Annotated in this window: 22 protein-coding genes; 18 read left to right on the forward strand and 4 right to left on the reverse strand. The window is 38.7% G+C overall.

Annotated features, from left to right (window positions below):
- The first annotated feature begins 69 nt into the window (after positions 1-69).
- The 5 genes from FHY45_RS09175 to lysA all read left to right on the forward strand — a co-directional run bounded on the left by FHY45_RS09175 (position 70) and on the right by lysA (position 4,565).
- Complete coding sequence (locus FHY45_RS09175; protein ID WP_066107645.1) at positions 70-687, forward strand: stage V sporulation protein AA; 618 nt, start codon at positions 70-72, stop codon at positions 685-687.
- Complete coding sequence (locus FHY45_RS09180; RefSeq protein WP_066107644.1) at positions 680-1,093, forward strand: stage V sporulation protein AB; 414 nt, start codon at positions 680-682, stop codon at positions 1,091-1,093. Before FHY45_RS09175 ends, FHY45_RS09180 begins: the two co-directional genes overlap by 8 nt.
- A 22-nt stretch (positions 1,094-1,115) precedes the next feature.
- The gene (spoVAEA, locus tag FHY45_RS09185) at positions 1,116-1,718 is read left to right on the forward strand and encodes a stage V sporulation protein SpoVABEA (RefSeq protein WP_139891704.1); all 603 of its coding nucleotides are present in this window, start codon (positions 1,116-1,118) and stop codon (positions 1,716-1,718) included.
- Positions 1,678-3,150 (forward strand): spore germination protein, encoded by a 1,473-nt coding sequence (locus tag FHY45_RS09190; protein ID WP_066107639.1) that lies wholly within the window; start codon positions 1,678-1,680, stop codon positions 3,148-3,150. Before spoVAEA ends, FHY45_RS09190 begins: the two co-directional genes overlap by 41 nt.
- A gap of 107 nt (positions 3,151-3,257) precedes the next feature.
- Complete coding sequence (gene lysA, locus FHY45_RS09195; protein WP_139891706.1) at positions 3,258-4,565, forward strand: diaminopimelate decarboxylase; 1,308 nt, start codon at positions 3,258-3,260, stop codon at positions 4,563-4,565.
- A gap of 39 nt (positions 4,566-4,604) precedes the next feature.
- Here the strand turns inward: lysA and FHY45_RS09200 are convergent, their stop codons facing one another.
- Complete coding sequence (locus tag FHY45_RS09200) at positions 4,605-5,477, reverse strand: DUF1002 domain-containing protein (RefSeq protein ID WP_066107633.1); 873 nt, start codon at positions 5,475-5,477, stop codon at positions 4,605-4,607.
- A 373-nt stretch (positions 5,478-5,850) separates the two neighbouring features.
- On the opposite strand from FHY45_RS09200, the gene FHY45_RS09205 reads away from it, so the two are divergent.
- Positions 5,851-6,216, forward strand: a complete 366-nt coding sequence (locus FHY45_RS09205; protein ID WP_066107629.1) for a GNAT family N-acetyltransferase — start codon at positions 5,851-5,853, stop codon at positions 6,214-6,216.
- A gap of 32 nt (positions 6,217-6,248) precedes the next feature.
- Here the strand turns inward: FHY45_RS09205 and FHY45_RS09210 are convergent, their stop codons facing one another.
- Positions 6,249-6,773 (reverse strand): DUF309 domain-containing protein, encoded by a 525-nt coding sequence (locus FHY45_RS09210; protein ID WP_066107627.1) that lies wholly within the window; start codon positions 6,771-6,773, stop codon positions 6,249-6,251.
- A 176-nt stretch (positions 6,774-6,949) separates the two neighbouring features.
- Positions 6,950-7,045 (reverse strand): YjcZ family sporulation protein, encoded by a 96-nt coding sequence (locus FHY45_RS09215; RefSeq protein ID WP_066107625.1) that lies wholly within the window; start codon positions 7,043-7,045, stop codon positions 6,950-6,952.
- A 175-nt stretch (positions 7,046-7,220) separates the two neighbouring features.
- On the opposite strand from FHY45_RS09215, the gene FHY45_RS09220 reads away from it, so the two are divergent.
- From FHY45_RS09220 to FHY45_RS09250, 7 genes are all read left to right on the forward strand, one after another.
- On the forward strand, positions 7,221-7,988 hold the full coding sequence (locus FHY45_RS09220; protein ID WP_066107623.1) for a segregation/condensation protein A: 768 nt from the start codon (positions 7,221-7,223) through the stop codon (positions 7,986-7,988).
- Positions 7,975-8,553: an SMC-Scp complex subunit ScpB gene (gene scpB / locus FHY45_RS09225; RefSeq protein WP_139891708.1), complete on the forward strand. Its 579-nt coding sequence runs from the start codon at positions 7,975-7,977 to the stop codon at positions 8,551-8,553. The genes FHY45_RS09220 and scpB overlap by 14 nt, the downstream gene beginning before the upstream one ends.
- 12 nt (positions 8,554-8,565) lie before the next feature.
- Positions 8,566-8,943, forward strand: a complete 378-nt coding sequence (locus tag FHY45_RS09230; protein ID WP_139891710.1) for a hypothetical protein — start codon at positions 8,566-8,568, stop codon at positions 8,941-8,943.
- Between the two features lie 222 nt (positions 8,944-9,165).
- Positions 9,166-9,654 (forward strand): DUF3907 family protein, encoded by a 489-nt coding sequence (locus tag FHY45_RS09235; RefSeq protein WP_139891712.1) that lies wholly within the window; start codon positions 9,166-9,168, stop codon positions 9,652-9,654.
- A gap of 148 nt (positions 9,655-9,802) precedes the next feature.
- On the forward strand, positions 9,803-10,672 hold the full coding sequence (locus FHY45_RS09240; RefSeq protein WP_139891715.1) for a superoxide dismutase: 870 nt from the start codon (positions 9,803-9,805) through the stop codon (positions 10,670-10,672).
- A 155-nt stretch (positions 10,673-10,827) separates the two neighbouring features.
- Positions 10,828-11,340: a MogA/MoaB family molybdenum cofactor biosynthesis protein gene (locus tag FHY45_RS09245; RefSeq protein WP_139891716.1), complete on the forward strand. Its 513-nt coding sequence runs from the start codon at positions 10,828-10,830 to the stop codon at positions 11,338-11,340.
- A gap of 201 nt (positions 11,341-11,541) precedes the next feature.
- Entirely contained in the window at positions 11,542-12,561 is a 1,020-nt protein-coding gene (locus FHY45_RS09250) for a ThiF family adenylyltransferase (RefSeq protein ID WP_139891718.1), read from the forward strand.
- Between the two features lie 141 nt (positions 12,562-12,702).
- Here the strand turns inward: FHY45_RS09250 and moaC are convergent, their stop codons facing one another.
- A complete protein-coding gene (moaC, locus tag FHY45_RS09255; RefSeq protein ID WP_066107605.1) occupies positions 12,703-13,191 on the reverse strand; it encodes a cyclic pyranopterin monophosphate synthase MoaC in 489 nt (162 codons plus the stop codon).
- A 65-nt stretch (positions 13,192-13,256) separates the two neighbouring features.
- Between moaC and FHY45_RS09260 the strand changes: the two genes are divergently transcribed.
- The 5 genes from FHY45_RS09260 (at position 13,257) to modA (ending at position 17,558) form a co-directional block, all read left to right on the forward strand.
- Positions 13,257-14,513, forward strand: coding sequence for a molybdopterin molybdotransferase MoeA (locus FHY45_RS09260; protein WP_066107602.1), 1,257 nt, complete (start codon positions 13,257-13,259; stop codon positions 14,511-14,513).
- Positions 14,514-14,694: 181 nt separating this feature from the next.
- Positions 14,695-15,141 (forward strand): molybdenum cofactor biosynthesis protein MoaE, encoded by a 447-nt coding sequence (locus FHY45_RS09265; protein WP_139891999.1) that lies wholly within the window; start codon positions 14,695-14,697, stop codon positions 15,139-15,141.
- Positions 15,138-15,371, forward strand: coding sequence for a molybdopterin converting factor subunit 1 (moaD, locus tag FHY45_RS09270; RefSeq protein WP_066107599.1), 234 nt, complete (start codon positions 15,138-15,140; stop codon positions 15,369-15,371). Before FHY45_RS09265 ends, moaD begins: the two co-directional genes overlap by 4 nt.
- 132 nt (positions 15,372-15,503) lie before the next feature.
- Positions 15,504-16,520 carry a GTP 3',8-cyclase MoaA gene (moaA, locus tag FHY45_RS09275; RefSeq protein ID WP_218975781.1) on the forward strand — a complete coding sequence of 339 codons (1,017 nt, stop codon included), beginning with the start codon at positions 15,504-15,506 and terminating at the stop codon, positions 16,518-16,520.
- A gap of 255 nt (positions 16,521-16,775) precedes the next feature.
- Positions 16,776-17,558: a molybdate ABC transporter substrate-binding protein gene (modA, locus tag FHY45_RS09280; protein ID WP_139891720.1), complete on the forward strand. Its 783-nt coding sequence runs from the start codon at positions 16,776-16,778 to the stop codon at positions 17,556-17,558.
- Positions 17,559-17,561 lie beyond the last annotated feature (3 nt).

A 17,561-nucleotide genomic window follows, 5' to 3' on the forward strand; every position in this document is an offset into this window, starting at 1 on the left:
TATGGTTCCTGATTTTTCTAACCATACTATAAATACATGTGAATTAAGGAAATGGGGATGAAAATATTCATGGAGGAATGTGTTTATATCCGTTTAAAATATCGGGCGAAAGTTTTGCCGAACCATCCGATAAGACTTTCGGATATTGCCAATATAATTGGGACAGACGAAGTAAAAGAAAAGGTTGGAAGTTTAGTTCTGGGTGAATTTTCGAAGAATAAAAATGTTTTTATTCTGGATGTAACGGTTGTTCTCCAAGCAATTTTTCAGCATTTTCCCGAAATGAAAATGGACACCTATGGCCCATCGCAAACAATTGTAGAGGTAGAACGTAAAACGAAGAAAGTATCGAACCTTTTGTTTATTCTTGTGTGGATTGTCCTTTTTATAGGGGCTGGCTTTGCGATTATGAATTTTCATGAGGATGTCAGTATGAGGGAGCTGCATGAACGTCTCTATTATATGATTACCGGTAAGCATTCTGCAAATCCACTTGTATTTCAAATACCCTATTCATTTGGACTCGGAATTGGGATGATTTTGTTCTTTAATCATATTTTCACAAAAAGATTAAATGATGAACCAAGTCCAATGGAAGTAGAGATGTTTAACTATCAGCAGGATTTAGATCAATACATCATTATGAATGAAAACAAACATTCGATTACTTCCGTAAAAGATGACTGAGTTCGTTTTTGTGCTGATAGTTGGATTCTCAGGTGGGGTATCGGTCGGAGCCGGATATGTGGCTTTCCTGACTGTCCTTAATATTATACCAAGGCTTACACAGCTTACGAAGGTTCAATCTGTTCATTATTTTGAAAGTGCGGTTATACTCGGAGCAATAGGTGGGACCATATCCAGCTTATGGGACTTTTCATTGGGATTAACTCCGATACTCCTATCAATCATGGGCATATTTAGCGGCGTTTTTAACGGGATGCTAGCAGCAGCTTTGACAGAGGTTTTAAATGTCTTTCCGATCTTGGCAAAAAGAATCGGAATGCAGGAGCGGATTCTATATATTCTGATGGCGCTTGTTCTCGGGAAAATAATGGGCTCACTATTTCAGTGGATTGTTTATAATCAATAAAAGTCATAGGGCGGTGAAAGAGTTGAAAGGGAAGCGAAATATCATCATTATCACAGATGGAGACGAATATGCGAAAAGAACGATCGAATATGTAGCAAAAGAAATCGGCGGTCGCTGCATTTCATCCTCCTATGGAAATCCAACAAAAATGGGCGGAGCTGAACTGATTAAACTCATTAAATCTGCAGCCCATGACCCGGTGTTGGTTATGTTTGATGACAGTGGTCTGGTCGGAGAAGGGGCTGGTGAGCAGTTAATGAAATATGTTGCGGAACACCCTGATATCAATCTTCTTGGAATTCTTGCCGTTGCTTCAAAAACGAAACAGGAAGAATGGACAAAAGTAGATGTCTGTATTGATCGCGAAGGGAATCTTACCGGATTTGGCGTTGATAAATTTGGAATACCAGAAATGGATGTTAAACGAATTAATGGAGATACAGTCTATAGTATCGATTCTATTCATGCACCTATTGTTGTCGGTATTGGTGATATAGGCAAAATGTCTAAATATGATGATATTGCTAAAGGCAGTCCCATAACACTTAGTGCTGTAAAACTGATTCTCGAAAGGAGTGGATACCATGCAGGCCAATCAAAAGGAGAAAACACCCATATCGAGTGACATACAGGCCGTAAAGCAATACATGGAGAAAAATGTGGGTCTTGGAGTAAGTTTTGATTTAGGAGTAAGAGAAATCCTGATTCGCGATACAATGATGCAAATGTATTATGTTAATGGTTTGTGTGATACCAGTTTTATCATAGAGATTTTAGAGACATTGACTGATATTAATGAACAAGAAGACAATGCCTTGGATGTCCCTATCTATGACCTGGTTAAAAATCGGCTAGTACAACAATCTGTCGAGGTTGTTCAAACGATGGATGAAATGGTAGATCAGGTATTGTCAGGCTTGATTTCCATTATTGTTGCAGGCAGCGGAAAAGCTCTGATCGTAGATGTGAGGAGTTATCCGGGGAGACAGCCCCAGGAACCGGATACAGAGAGGATCACAAGAGGAGCAAGGGACGGTTATGTTGAAAATATTATTATTAACACTGCCTTAACACGCAGGAGAATTCGCGATGAACGTTTGCGATTCGAAATTATGCGTGTTGGAGAACGCTCCAAAACAGATATTGCGATTGGATATATTGATGGGGTAGCTAATCCGAAGCTCGTTAATATCATTCGGGATGAACTGAAATCAATTGAAATTGATGGATTGACGATGGCCGAAAAAACGGTTGAGGAATATTTGGTCAATCAAGGGTATAATCCTTATCCAATGGTTCGCTATACCGAGCGGGCAGATGTAGGAGCCAACCATTTACTCGAAGGGCATGTCCTTATTTATGTAGATACGTCGCCAAGTATCATGATTACACCGACGACCTTTTTCCATCATGTCCAGCATGCAGAGGAATACAGACAGGCAGCTTCAGTGGGCACCATTCTTAGATGGTTCCGTTTTCTCGGTATTTTTGCTTCTCTTTTTATATTGCCATTATGGTTATTATTTGTATTGGAACCCCATTTGCTACCAGAAACTATGAAGTTTATTGGTCCGCAGGATGATGCACATGTTCATATTCTATTACAGATTGCTGTAGCGGAGGTTGGAATTGAACTGCTCAGAATTGCTTCGATACATACACCTGCTCCTTTATCATCAGCCATGGGACTTATTGCTGCCGTCCTAATTGGTCAAATAGCCATTGATGTTGGTTGGATGGTACCTGAGGTATTACTATATGTAGCCATTGCATCGATTGGCAGTTTTGCCACTCCAAGCTTGGAGCTCGGCTTGGCCAATAAATATATGCGCTATCTGATTTTAATTTTTACTGCTTTGTTCCATGTACCCGGGTACATGGTTGCCAATACGCTCTTCATTTTTTTTCTAACCAGATTAAATACGTTATCTACACCCTATTTATGGCCGTTTATCCCATTTGCACCCAAAGCCCTTTCGAATATTATTATCAGAAGGCCGGTGCCTGGCAGACATTTAAGACCGCGGATTTTACATCCGGTGGATCGTACAAAATAATTCATTTTGAATTAGGGTATTAGTGTGATAAAGTAGTTATACTATTCAAAAAAATAGACAGCATTAATGGCTGTCTATTTTTGTTATAACGTCAAGGGGGAGTTTACATGCACTTTTATGGGACAGGAAAAATGAGTGAACATGGCCATTTAGAAATAGGGGGAGTAGATACTGTTTCTCTTGCAGAGCAATATGGCACTCCCTTATACATATATGATGTGGCTTTAATTAGAGAACGGGCAAGAATATTCAGAGATACGTTTGGCAGGCTGGGTGTTGATGCTCAGGTGGCCTATGCGAGCAAAGCCTTTTCTTCCATTGCGATGTTTCAGCTTGCTATGGAAGAAGGGCTATCTTTGGATGTAGTTTCTGCAGGCGAATTGTATACAGCCCTCCAGGCCGGATTTCCGGTTGAACGGATTCATTTACATGGAAATAATAAAAGTGTTGATGAATTAGAAATGGCGCTTGAAGCGGGGGTTGGCTGTATCGTAATTGATAATTTTCACGAGATTGCTATTTTAGAAGAGCTGTGCAAAATGAAAGGTAAACTATGCTCCATACTTTTACGGGTAACTCCTGGAATTGAAGCGCATACTCATGATTATATTCTAACAGGACAAGAGGATTCTAAATTTGGATTTGATCTATGGAATGGCCAGGCGGAACAAGCTCTGCAAATTGTACTGCGGAGCGAGTATTTTGACGTATTGGGTATACACTGCCATATTGGTTCACAAATATTTGAAACAACCGGATTTATTTTGGCCGCTAAAAAGATTAGTGAACAAATTGCGAATTGGAATCAAACATATGGATTTTCACCAAAGGTTTTAAATTTAGGTGGTGGTTTTGGAATCCGTTATACAGAAGAGGATGAGCCTATTCCTGTCTCTCGCTATGTAGAAGAAATTGTGAGTGAAGTAAAATCCGATTTTGAAGAAGCTGGTCTGTCTATGCCGGAAATTTGGATTGAACCAGGGCGCTCATTGGTTGGGGATGCCGGAACAACCATTTACGAAATTGGATCAAGTAAGCATGTGCCGGGAACTCGTAAATATTGGGCGGTTGATGGAGGAATGAGTGATAATATTCGTCCTGCTCTCTATCAGGCAAATTATGAAGCTGCTCTTGCCAATCGCCTGAATGATGAAGTATTTGAAGAAGTAGCCATAGCAGGGAAGTGCTGTGAAAGCGGGGATATGTTAATTTGGGATCTTCCGCTGCCTAAGGTTAAGCCTGGGGATCTGCTGGCGGTCTTTTGTACAGGTGCATATGGTTACTCAATGTCCAATAACTACAACAGGCTCCGTCGTCCTGCGGTTGTGTTTGTAGAAAATATGGAATCGCGTCTTGTTGTGAAAAGAGAGAGTCTTGAAGATCTAATAAAAAATGACCTGCCATTATATGAATAAATAATTAGAGGCTGCCATTTCCGGCAGCCTCTAATTGTATTAGGAGAATAAGGATTTAATTGCGTCGATTAGACTTACAAAAAATGCTTTTAATTTATCAAGGAAGGATTGCCCTTCTTCTGATTGAAGATAATTGGTCACTTTATCTTTAGCGGCATTTATTTGCTCTCCAACTTTGTTCCAGTCAATTCCTAGATCCTGAAGCTTGTTAAATAAATCGATTAGGCTCTGGATCTGTTGCTCCGTTAACGTGATGCCAAGCTGCTCTGCTGCCTTTTCGATGATGCTGCGCAAATCAGCATCATTTTGAGGCGGGTTAACAGCGATCTCTTCTTTAATGGACTCAACCAGTGATGTAGCTTCATCTGTACCGATTTGGTCACCTAGTTTGGCTGTTTCAACCATTTCTTCATTGGCGGCTTGTTTTTGTTCCTCAGATATTTTGGTGTCTGTTGTCACTTCGTATGCTTTAATTAAGCCCGTTAAGGCAGCTGTACCGGAAACTTCAAAAGGAGCCGTAACATAAATCTCTGCATCTTTTATACCGGCAGTTGCCAAGGCGTTTTTATACATATCTTCTGTTACCCAATTGATATTTTTCGTTTTGACCGTAATCCCGGAACCTTTGGCAGCAATCGTAATGGATGAAGAGGAGATTGCTTTTGTTCCAATTAGTCTGCTTGCAATTTTACCATCCAAGTATTTATGCTCTTCTGAATTAGAAACTGTTACAATCTCTACATCCTTTGGAGCGTCCATTTCAGCTAACAATAATTTTTTTTGTTCCTGAGTCAGGTTTTCGCCAAGTGTAACGACCATGTCGCCTCTTTGCATATCAGCCAAAGCTACACTAGGGATGAGAAAACTAACTGCCAACAAAACTGACATTAATTTTAAAAGCTGTTTTTTCATTGTGATAACCTCCCGTACCAGTTAGACGTAAAAAAATGATAAAAGTTTCATTTTTTTATGTAGTTATAGTAATCTAGGCAAACAAATTGCCAATTGTGTTAACTCTGTCATATTATAATGGAATTGGAAGATTGTCTATTCTTTCTTGCGTTCTTTTACAGTTATTTCTATCCATTTTGGCTATATTGTATAGGGTACGAATCGTTAGAATTGTATATATAAAGCCTTTTTGGGATAAAATGTATGTCTGTTGTCTAGCATGGCAAAGAAAGGACTTTGCATTTGTGTCAGTTGAATTCATTGTTAAAAACTAGTATGATAAGAAAGATTATTAAATACCATTCTATTATTCTCATTTAATGAGGGATCAAACATGTTAATTAGATACAAGAAGAGCTTTGAAAAAATCGCAATGGGTTTATTATCTTTTATGCCTGATGAAAAAGATTTAAAGAAGCTCCAGAATACTGTTAAATCATATGAAACAGAATCAGACAGGCAACTATATCTTTGGAAACAAGATGAGGACATTATAGGTCTGATCGGGGTAGATTTGGATGGAAAGACGGTTACGGTAACCGATTTATCCGTTAATCCCTCTCATAGGGGTCTGGGAGTTGGCCATGAAATGGTAAACTGTCTGATTGAATTATATGAGGGATACGAAATTATTTCCAGAGATATAACAGCGGAGTTTATTTCAAAATGTCTGGATTGTGAAGCCGATAATAAAGCATGAAAATAGAGAAACCCTTATTTAAGAGGGTTTCTCTATTTATTTTTGCTGCGCTTTTGAAGTTGCTTGAATCGTTCCTGAATAACATCTGTACGATCACGGGTAGAATGCCTATTCACTAATAATGGATCAGTAAGATTGCTGCTGCAATTCCATGAATATCCATATTCTTTGCAAATGGTTTGGCAGGCCGCGAGCAAATCTGGATCTTCAATCGGCAAAAATGGACTTTTGTATGGTTCATTGTTTTTTAACCTATGTATGGAGTCAGTCAGTAATTGGAGTAAACCATCTGAATCCATACCTAATTGATTCATTTCTTCGGTATGTTTGTTTAAAATTTGCTTTGATTTTTGTAAGGTGCGAATAGCTCCTGATTCATTATTTCTGCGGTAATGATACATACCGACGGCCAGCTGGATAAATCCGACCCATACAGATTCTCGATCTAACGGGAGATGTTTTTTCCAGTACTCTTCAAGTATTTCATGGCATTCAAAATAATCTCTGCTTCCATGAAATTCGGCTAAGTACTGAATGAACTCAATTGGGTAGTTCATTTGGTTATTGTCACCTCAATATCTCTCTATGATTATAGATAAATATACATGAACGAACATGGATAAGAAAAGAATAAGGATTTTAAATGGTGAGAAGAGCGGGATTATCTAGCTGATAACAATAGAAACAGGCTATCAACCTAGTCGACAGCCTGTTCCTTAGATTCATCATTTAATTAACACCAAGCTACTCCAACAATTACGAGTAGAATGAATAACACTACGATTAGCGCAAATCCGCTACCGTAACCTCCAACTGCGCCATCTCCCATTTGTGAATCCTCCTCTTTGGATCTTTTCTTTACATTGTCATACTATGTAATCCATACTGGAATGTATGGGCTTTTGCCCACCTTTTAGAAAATCAATTTGTTCATTCTATTGGAAAGAAGCTTGAGTTAAATTATACTTAAACTAGTTGAAATAAGTAGGAGTGCCTATAAAGAGATGAGTTATAAAATAAAGATAGATGCATTTGAAGGTCCACTCGATTTATTACTGCATTTAATAAATCGATTAGAAATAGATATTTATGATATTCCTGTTTCTGAAATCACCGAACAATATGTTGCCTATATCCACACCATGAAGGAGCTGGAACTGGATATAGCCAGTGAATATTTAGTCATGGCGGCAACACTTTTAGCTATTAAAAGTAAAATGCTCCTACCCAAACATGAAGAGGAATGGGATGAGGAAGAGGATGAATTCTTGATGAGTGACGATCCTCGTGAAGAATTAGTTACACAGCTGCTTGAATATAAAAAATATAAAGAGGCAGCTGATGAGTTTAAAAATATGGAAGCTGAAAGGGCGTTATTATTTACTAAACCTCCGATTGATTTATCGCCATATACGGAAGATGTAAAAACGGAACGCCATGACTTAGATGTCAGCCTTTATGATATGCTGAGCGCCTTTCAAAAATTAATGAGACGAAAAAAATTAAGAAAACCGTTACAAACTCGAATTACACGTCAGGAAATTACGATAGATAAACGGATTCAGGAAATAAAGGATTATCTTAAGGAAAAAAGAGAAAAGGTCTTATTTACCTCTCTCTTTAACACAGAGGAAAAAGAGCAGTTAGTTGTCACCTTTCTTGCTGTCCTGGAATTGATGAAGCAAAATGAAATTCAGGTGGAACAAACAAATAACTTCGAGGAAATTTTCATAGAATGGAAGCAGGAGGATTTTACAGTTGGATATCGTTAATTGGAAATCAATATTGGAAGCATTACTTTTTGCGGCAGGTGATGAAGGGTTATCTCTTGAGCAAATTTCATCCGTAATGGAAGTGACAGAAGAAGAGGCAAAAGATGCGTTATATGATCTTAAAGAGCTATATCAAAATGAAGATCGCGGGATCTGTGTTGTTGAATTGGCCGGTGTCTACCAATTGGCGACAAAAAAAGTGCATGCACCCTATTTGAAAAAGCTTGTTGAAACACCTTCGGCACACACACTTTCGCAGGCTTCACTGGAAACATTGGCGATTATCGCCTATAAACAGCCTATAACCAGAATTGAGATTGAGGCTATCCGCGGTGTCAAAACGGAACGCCCTTTACAAACCTTAATGGCCAAGGCTTTAATTCAGGAAACGGGTCGTGCAGAAGGGGTGGGAAGACCCTATTTATACGGAACGACCAAGGAGTTTTTGGATTACTTCGGTTTAAAATCTTTGGACGAGCTGCCGGCGCTGCAGGATGACACAGATGATGGATTTAATGACGAGGAAGCAGATTTGTTTTTTCATAAATTCCAAGAGATGGAATAAGGAGGATGAAGCTTGAAAATCTTGTCTTGTATAGGATATGAGTTAGAAAAGGAAAAACCCAATTCACCTGAGGATTTTTTCAATCGTTCAACCGTGACATACAAGCAAAATGGAAAAATAAAAGAATTTCAGGTTATTTATCTTCGGTATTTTGAAGAAGTTTTGTTAGAACAAAAGGCTGAGTGGATGTCCCCAGTTCGGGAATTACTGACTGGATATACGTTGAGAGATATTGTTGCCCTCCTTTGTTTGTTGCAAAATTCGCATTTTCATGAAAGAAAACGGGTATATATAAATTCTGAGGCTATCTTTTTAACTATTTTTAAAGATTTACCATACGCCCGAATAAAAGAAATTTTAAATAAAATGGAAAAAAATCCAGAAGTTTGAGCTTGAATTGTCGTATAATAATGTAAATTATTCCTCCCTGAACGTTAATCAACAATAAAAAGTAGGTTGAATATGGTAAACTATTTAGTAACTGAGCTTAAAAGAAACGATTATGGCCAGGGAAGGTTAAGAGTTTGTTGTCCTATTAGAAAGTAAATGAACACAAGGAATAGTGGAGTTTTACATGATCAAAGGGTTTGAATTTTTAAGGGAGGGTTCCGGTTGGGTAATACATTAGTGAAGAGCCAGTTGGAGGATGTAACAACATTTTTGGAGCAAACAGTACAAACTCTCGAGATTTACATGAATGAAATGACAATTGATCGTTTGATGGAGGAAAAAAGCGGCGATGAGCTCTATTATAAGGGCTTGTTTTCAACAATCCGCAAGCTGCTGGTTTATTGTGAAGAAGGCTTAGAGGCTTGCAGGATTGTCCTTAAAAACGAACCATTTAATAAAGGCGCTGCAGAGCGAGTTCTTTACCGCGTATATCATAAATGTATTGAAGAATATTTTGCTCCAAAAAGTGATTTATGGTTTGAGGACAGCCGTTCAGCGTATACAGGGCGCAATTGTATAAAATTCCGTGAAGAAGCACCAGAAAGCTTGAAAAGCCTGATTACAAAACTGGAATTTGATGTTCAAAAAATCAGAGAAGAACTTGAATACTATGAAACCGATTATCGGACAAAGATGGTTCAATCAAATTAACAGGATATGAAGTGCGATTACGTATAGTGTAATCGCATTTTTATTTGGATTTATTTTTAATTGGAAAGTCATACCTATTTCATTGAAAAAATAAGAATTAAGTCAACCTCCTCTTGAATATTGTTGTATGACGGGGAGGTTGATGAATATGAATCCTTTTAAAAAGTATTGGGAAGAAGTAGATAAATGGAAGACTGCGATTGTTGAATGGGCAACCAATCAAGAGGAGTCATTTCGAAGCTTGATCATGGAGCGGGTTGATAATCTCACGGCCCTTTTAAACAGCATGAAAAATAAAACTCCATCCCAACATGAGCTAATAAAGCTTCAAAATATGATGGAGGAGCTGGATGAATCTGTTCAAAAGGCACATAATGGCGATTCATATGTACCGCCTGGAAGACATGCCTTGCCGCCATTGCCATACTCCTATGATGCTTTGGAGCCCTTTATAGACCGGGAGATTATGAAATTGCATCATACTATTCATCATCAGACATATGTAGATGGTCTGAATAAAGCCGAAACTAAAATGAAAGAAGCCCGCGATAAGGATGACTATGACCTTTTAAAGCATTGGGAGAGAGAAGCTGCGTTTCACGGATCAGGGCATTATTTGCACACTATATTTTGGTACAATATGAAGCCTGATGGCGGTGGGGAACCAACAGGTGAATTAATGAACTTTATTAAAAGAGATTTTGGCAGCTTTGCAAAATTTAAAAAGGAATTTACCGAAGCTGCCAAAAAAGTGGAAGGTGTAGGCTGGGCGATTTTAGTTTGGTCCAATCGAGCCCATCGGCTGGAAATTTTACAATCTGAACGGCATATGATACTGACGCAATGGGATACAATCCCTTTATTAGTATTGGATGTTTGGGAACACGCGTATTATTTACAATACAAGACCGATCGTCCGGCTTATATAAACAACTGGTGGAATTTGGTGAATTGGGACGATGTTAGCGAACGATTTGAACAGGCACGGAAAATTGGCTGGAAAATATATAAGAAATAAAAGTACGTTCAAATACACCAGGTTTATTCTTAAAGGTTGACCAAGACTTTGGTTGACCTTTTTAGTTGAGGTCTAGTTTATCCCCTTATACTTCCTTACTGGGCAATCTATTACTTCCAATATTTGTGATAATATGATGGGAGGGAGGGATAGGCATGAGTTTAATAGAGCATCGGGGATCGGCTCCGGATTGTGTGAAGGTAATGGTGCTTACGGTAAGTGATACAAGAGATGAGCATACGGATCGAAGCGGGCAGCTTATGATGCGTTTGTTGCAGTCAGCTGGACATATCATTACGCGCTACCAAATAGTGAAGGATGAGCAGGATGCGATTCAGCAGGAACTCTCAGCTGGGTTAGAGGATAAAGAGGTTGATGCCATTATTTGTAATGGCGGTACTGGGATTGCCTATCGGGATGTAACGATTGAAACAATTAAGGGTTTACTAGATAAAGAAATGCCAGGGTTTGGTGAGATTTTTCGAATGCTGAGTTATCAGGAGGATATTGGTTCCGCAGCTATTTTATCCAGAGCCATCGCCGGAGTAACGCAAGGGAAGGTAATCTTCGCAACACCTGGTTCCACTGGGGCAGTGGAGCTGGCAATGAATAAATTGATTTTGCCGGAGTTAGCACATGTCGTAAGAGAACTGAAAAAGGATCTATAAGGTATAAAAAAGATGAAGCCTTCATGTAATAGGTTTCATCTTTTTTAGTCAAATAATGATTCACTGGTGAGGTCTATTGTATTTAATTTTCTGATAATATAAAATGGAATACAATCCATTATCTGGTCGGCAGATTGGAGAACGTGTAAGACTATTAAAGAGATGAGTAGATAGTTCGTTTAAATAAAGGAGCCAATGAACATGGGTACCCGATTTTCTAGGCAAGAGTTGTTTAAGCCTATTGGCTGCGATGGTCAAATACGCTTGGCTGAATCAACAGTAGGTATTATCGGTTGCGGTGCACTTGGATCGGTAATAGCGGAGGCACTTGTTCGTGCCGGTATAGGGGCGATACATTTAGTGGATCGTGACTTTGTAGAAATGTCCAACTTACATAGACAGCAGTTATTTGTGGAGAAAGATGCTTTGAATCTGACAGCTAAAGTGATAGCTGCTGAGCAACGATTGAAGGAAATCCGTTCAGATGTTCACCTCTTTACGTATTTAGATAATGCAGATGGTCCATTCATCGAAGACATAGCAGAAAAATGTGATATCTTGGTAGACGCAACTGATAATTTTGAAACAAGAATGGCTATAAATGATGCTGCACATAAATATGGGATACCTTGGGTGTATGGGGCCTGTGTAAGTGCGAGTGGCACTGTTTTCACTTTCATACCGGGTAAAACGGCTTGTTTCAGATGTCTTTTCCCGGCTTTGCCCTCGTTAAATGAAACCTGTGATACGGTTGGAGTTATTGCTCCAGCCGTTCAAATTACAGCAGCCCATCAATGCACAGAGGTAATGCAATGGTTAACTGGTCATCCGGAGAAGTTGCGGGAAAAAGTATATCATTTTGATGTTTGGAATCGCACCAGCTTAGAGGTTGGAGTGGCTCGTATTAAAAAAGAGGATTGTCCTACATGCGGGCATTGTCCTGTATATCCTTCGCTCGAAAAAAGTGAAGAAATGAAATCGATGGTGTTATGCGGGAGAGACACTATACAAATCATCCCTCAAGCTAATCGCCGTGTATCTTTAGAAGATGCAGAGCGACTGGCAATAAGGCAGGGATATCGATTTAAAAAGACTCCTTATTTTATCCAATTTCATACAGAACAATATCGAATAATCTTGTTTACAAATGGGAGATTGTTAATACATGGGTTGAAGGATAGCACGGAAGGACGAAATTTATTTCATCAAATGTTTGGGTAGTACAGTGTCGGAAAAAGGTCATGGAAGACTGGACAACTGTGTCTAGCTTGCTGCAGGAGAAATGGAAGGAAGTCCATTCGGTTAACTTTTATAAAATATATAGCTAACCGAAAAGTGTAGCTAAACCTTCAATTTATCTCTTCAGCTACGCGTGTAATCACCGTTTTTGCCACCAGTCTTTTTCAAAAGCATGGTTGGCCCAATGACCATTTCTTTACCGGAGGCTTTACACATATCATAAATGGTTAATGCTGAAACAGATGCTGCCGTAAGTGCTTCCATTTCGACACCGGTCGCACCTATTGTTTTAACTTCAGTAAGAATACTAATTTCATAATGGGAGTTTGCTTCATCTATTTCCCAATTGAATTCGATATTGATACCAGATAGCGGGATAGGGTGACACATAGGAATAATAGAAGATGTTTGTTTGGCAGCCATAATTCCAGCAACCTGGGCAACGGCAAAGACATCTCCTTTTTTATTTGAATAATCAAAAATTTGAGCATAAATATGTTGGTTTACAAGAATAGAAGATTTAGCAAGAGCAGTCCGAACGGTTTTATCTTTATGGGAAACATCAACCATTTTGGCACGACCCTGTTCATTGAAATGAGTGAATTCTGTCATGGAAAAACATCCTTTCTATATGATTTATCCATAGTATAGCATTCTATTTGTAAGGAGATAAAAGAATGGTAGAAAAAAGAATACCAATTCAAATTTCAGCAGCAATAGAGAAAATTATGAAGGAAATACAACCTGCTTCAGCTGAAATTGTCCCTTTGTCAGAAGCATATGGCCGAATTTTAGCGGAACCGATTATTGCTAAACATGATGTTCCTCCATTTGATCGATCGGCATATGATGGATTTGCCATTCATTCCTCCGATTCAGTTGGAGCCTCAGACGGGCATCACGTATCCTTTCAGGTAATTGATGAGGTTGGAGCTGGATATATTTCTAAAAAGACACTTGCTCCCAGAGAAGCCATTCGGATTATGACCGGGGCGATGATGCCTAAGGATGCAGATGCTGTTGTTATGCTTGAACAGGTGATAGAACAGGAAGATCACATATCTATTTATAAATCATTTGAAATGAATGAAAATGTTTCTCCTAAAGGAGAAGATGCCAGGAAAGATGAACGGCTTATTGAAGAGGGGGCGTTCATTACTCCAGGTGTGATTGCGTTGTTGGCGACCTTTGGATATACGCACGTGAAAGTAGCCAAGAAGCCAGTAGTTGGTATTTTATCTACAGGTACAGAATTATTGGCAGTAGAGGATGATCTTGTACCAGGCAAAATCCGCAATAGTAACGGACCCATGATTGAAGCACAGCTGAAACGGATGGGAATTGAAAATCATACATATGGTATTCAAGCGGATAATCTAAAGCAATCCCTACAAACAGTGGAAAGAGCAATTGAAGAGACAGATTGTCTTATTACAACTGGTGGTGTTTCAGTTGGAGATTTTGATTTTATGCCAGTCATTTATTCACATCTTGGAGCGAATGTCTTATTTAATAAAGTAGCCATACGCCCAGGTAGTGTTACGACAGTAGCAGTGAATAATGGAAAGTATTTATTTGGTTTATCTGGAAATCCATCTGCCTGTTATTCGGGCTTTGAATTATTTGTTCGTCCTACCCTGTTAAAAATGATGGGTAGCTGTAAACCGTTTATGCCAAACGTAAAGGCTGCATTAGCAGAAGATTTTTTGGATGCTAATCCGTTTACTCGTTTTATTCGAGCAACGTATGAAGTAACTTCTTCAGGATTAAGCGCGACTCCTGCTGGTTTTAATAAATCGAATGCGGTTACATCCATTGCTAGGGGAAATGCATTTATCGTTCTCCCCGGTGGAAAAAAGGGCTGGAAGGCTGGAGATGAAGTTGATTTATTGCTATTGGGAGTAGAAGAAGGTGCATCTCGATGGATGCTATGAAAGTTTGATTAATCGTAGGTTTATAAAAATAGGGGAAAACAACACTTATGGGAACCGGTTGGATATTATCAAAAAATCTATGTCCGTCAGTAAACATATGATGTCGCAGTCGGTAGAAGAAGAGTCATTGAATAGATGGATGCTAGTGATGGATGCTAGATTATACAGGGATGTGATGATCATGAAACCATTTGAAATAGTTCAAGATCCAATAGAGGTTCAAAAATATGCAGATTATGTATTACACGAGGGAGCGGGCGCAGTAACCGTGTTCTCCGGTCATGTAAGGGAATGGACAAACGGTATTCGAACATTATCCTTGGCATATGAAGCGTATGGACCAATGGCTGAAAAAAAGCTGGCGGAAATTGGTAGAGAAATTGAAATGAAATGGCCGGGTACACGAGTGGCGATTGCTCATCGTATTGGACAATTGGAAATATCAGATATAGCCGTTGTTATAGCTATTTCTTCACCTCACAGAAAGAATGCTTATGAAGCAAACGAATATGCGATTGAACGGATTAAACAAATTGTCCCAATTTGGAAAAAGGAGATTTGGGAAAATGGGGAAGTATGGGTGGGGAATCAACATAAAAAGCCATTATCAGAGGAGTCAATAAAATGATAAAAATTCTCTATTTTGCAAGTATGCGAGACTTGACCGGTAAAGCGGAAGAGAACATCGAACGAATGGAATGGTCTGTCCGAGAGTTGCTGCAATGGGCAGAAGAAACCTATCCAAACTTCGAAAAGCATTCAGTCCTTGTTGCGATAAACGAAGAATATGTGACAGAAGATGAGAAAATTAGAGATGGAGATGTGGTGGTATTTATACCTCCAGTTAGTGGAGGTTAAAGAAAACGCGTTTTTACAGCTGTTAAGGACAGTAAGAGTTAGATGGATAAATGAAATTCCGCCGGAGAATACAAAGGGTGGTATTTGATAATATCAATGACCTGGAAACCGAATGAAAAGAAGGGAATAACCATGACCTCACAGTCTTTATTGGATAAATTAAAAAGACCGATTCGTGATTTGCGGCTATCAGTTACGGATCGCTGCAATTTCCGCTGTACATATTGTATGCCTAAAGAAATCTTTGGAGATGATTATGCGTTTTTAAAGAAACAAGAGCTTCTGACATTTGAGGAGATAGAACGAACAGTCCGTTTATTTGCAGGTCTTGGTGTAAAAAAGCTGCGTTTAACAGGCGGGGAGCCCTTATTACGAAGTCATTTATCTAAATTAGTTGAAAGGTTAGTGAAAATAGAGGGAATTGAGGATATTGGTTTAACTACGAATGGTCTTTTGCTTTCAAAGTATGCTCATGACTTATACAATGCTGGGCTAAGACGTTTAAATATTAGTCTTGATTCTTTAGATAACGAAGTATTCGGTCAGTTGAATGGTCGTGGCATTCAGCCCTCTATTATTCTTCGTAATATAGAGAATGCCGTTAACCTTGGCTTTCAGGTCAAGGTTAATATGGTCGTACAAAAGGGAGTCAATGATCATGATATCATCCCAATGGCTTCTTATTTTAAAAAGATGGGTGTAACTCTGCGCTTTATCGAATTTATGGATGTAGGTAATGATAATGGATGGAGTTTCAAAGAGGTTGTAGCGAAAAAAGAACTATATGAAAAGCTGTCTAAGGTTTTCGATTTAGAGGATGTTGATGAGCAATATTTTGGAGAGGTAGCTAAACGCTATCGCTATAAAGATAGCAAGAGCGAAATTGGTTTTATCACATCCGTGTCGGATTCTTTTTGTTCTTCCTGTACAAGGGCACGGGTTTCATCGAATGGACATCTTTATACGTGCTTGTTTGCCTCAAAGGGCTATGATTTAAAAGAATTAATCCGTAGAGGTGTAACAGATGAGGAACTGCTGGACCACATTCGTCAAGTTTGGGAATTGAGGGCGGACCGTTATTCTGATGAACGGACGGAACAAACGATATCTAATAGAAAAAAGATAGGGATGTTCTTTATAGGTGGTTAATAGATCAATTTACTAGATTTTTTTAGTGAAGTCCTAAGAAGGACTGGTCAAGGAACATAGGCTAAGAATATCACGTTATGAGGCTAAGCCTTTGTGACCCACACCCCCTGATACCCATCTTAAAGGGGATCCATAAACCCTTGAGGAACCAGGAGACTAAGCTGGATTAAGTGAAATCAGAAACGCTCTTCATTAAAATTAGACTGAATCTTGAGATGATTTCTGTTTAAGTAGGTATACATCAAGGAGGATTACATGAAAAAATCTGTATCGATTTTTACAATGCTATTCCTTTTAGTCATTACTCTAGTTGCATGTTCTGAACAAGAAGTTAAAGAAGAAAAAGTAGAACTAAGAATTTCAGCTGCAGCTAGTTTGCAGGATGCGCTAAGAGACATTCAAGCTGTTTTTGAAAAAGAAAATCCAGAAATGAATATTACATATAATTTTGCTGGCTCCGGTGTGCTTCAGCAGCAAATCATGCAAGGTGCTCCTGTGGATTTGTTTTTATCATCTTCAGAAGATAAGTTTGAATCATTAATTACGGCAGAAATGATTGCGGACGGGGAGCATATCAATTTATTAGAAAATGAACTTGTTTTAATTGCTCCGAGTCCTAATGAAACTAACAAAATTAGTGGTTTTGAAGATTTAATGAATGGAACAATCGATAAGATCGCAATTGGTATTCCTGAATCTGTTCCTGCAGGAAAATATGCCAAGGAAACATTAGAAGTACTAGAAATATGGGATGAGGTAGAGAGTAAACTCATTTTAGCAAAAGATGTTCGACAAGTTCTGTCGTATGTTGAAACAGGTAATGTAGACGCTGGTATTGTATATAAAACAGATGCTCTTGTATCAGATAACAGTAGGATCATCTCGACGGCAAATAAAGAACACCATACACCTATTATGTATCCTTTAGGTATTCTAAATGATACAAAATTTCCTGTTGAAGCAAAGAGATATTATGACTTTCTTCAATCGAAGGAAGCAACGGCCATATTTGAGGAATACGGATTCATAGTGAACTGAGGA

It is taken from the genome of Bacillus sp. D386 (assembly GCF_006346415.1).

What these genes read in the sequence shown, in the direction of transcription:
- FHY45_RS09175 (WP_066107645.1), top strand. Translation starts at nt 70, where the DNA reads ATGGAGGAATGTGTTTATATCCGTTTAAAATATCGGGCGAAAGTTTTG.
- FHY45_RS09180 (WP_066107644.1), top strand. Translation starts at nt 680, where the DNA reads ATGACTGAGTTCGTTTTTGTGCTGATAGTTGGATTCTCAGGTGGGGTA.
- FHY45_RS09190 (WP_066107639.1), top strand. Translation starts at nt 1,678, where the DNA reads ATGCAGGCCAATCAAAAGGAGAAAACACCCATATCGAGTGACATACAG.
- lysA (WP_139891706.1), top strand. Translation starts at nt 3,258, where the DNA reads ATGCACTTTTATGGGACAGGAAAAATGAGTGAACATGGCCATTTAGAA.
- FHY45_RS09200 (WP_066107633.1), bottom strand. Translation starts at nt 5,477, where the DNA reads ATGAAAAAACAGCTTTTAAAATTAATGTCAGTTTTGTTGGCAGTTAGT.
- FHY45_RS09205 (WP_066107629.1), top strand. Translation starts at nt 5,851, where the DNA reads ATGTTAATTAGATACAAGAAGAGCTTTGAAAAAATCGCAATGGGTTTA.
- FHY45_RS09210 (WP_066107627.1), bottom strand. Translation starts at nt 6,773, where the DNA reads ATGAACTACCCAATTGAGTTCATTCAGTACTTAGCCGAATTTCATGGA.
- FHY45_RS09215 (WP_066107625.1), bottom strand. Translation starts at nt 7,045, where the DNA reads ATGGGAGATGGCGCAGTTGGAGGTTACGGTAGCGGATTTGCGCTAATC.
- FHY45_RS09220 (WP_066107623.1), top strand. Translation starts at nt 7,221, where the DNA reads ATGAGTTATAAAATAAAGATAGATGCATTTGAAGGTCCACTCGATTTA.
- FHY45_RS09240 (WP_139891715.1), top strand. Translation starts at nt 9,803, where the DNA reads ATGAATCCTTTTAAAAAGTATTGGGAAGAAGTAGATAAATGGAAGACT.
- FHY45_RS09245 (WP_139891716.1), top strand. Translation starts at nt 10,828, where the DNA reads ATGAGTTTAATAGAGCATCGGGGATCGGCTCCGGATTGTGTGAAGGTA.
- FHY45_RS09250 (WP_139891718.1), top strand. Translation starts at nt 11,542, where the DNA reads ATGGGTACCCGATTTTCTAGGCAAGAGTTGTTTAAGCCTATTGGCTGC.
- moaC (WP_066107605.1), bottom strand. Translation starts at nt 13,191, where the DNA reads ATGACAGAATTCACTCATTTCAATGAACAGGGTCGTGCCAAAATGGTT.
- FHY45_RS09260 (WP_066107602.1), top strand. Translation starts at nt 13,257, where the DNA reads ATGGTAGAAAAAAGAATACCAATTCAAATTTCAGCAGCAATAGAGAAA.
- FHY45_RS09265 (WP_139891999.1), top strand. Translation starts at nt 14,695, where the DNA reads ATGAAACCATTTGAAATAGTTCAAGATCCAATAGAGGTTCAAAAATAT.
- moaD (WP_066107599.1), top strand. Translation starts at nt 15,138, where the DNA reads ATGATAAAAATTCTCTATTTTGCAAGTATGCGAGACTTGACCGGTAAA.
- moaA (WP_218975781.1), top strand. Translation starts at nt 15,504, where the DNA reads ATGACCTCACAGTCTTTATTGGATAAATTAAAAAGACCGATTCGTGAT.
- modA (WP_139891720.1), top strand. Translation starts at nt 16,776, where the DNA reads ATGAAAAAATCTGTATCGATTTTTACAATGCTATTCCTTTTAGTCATT.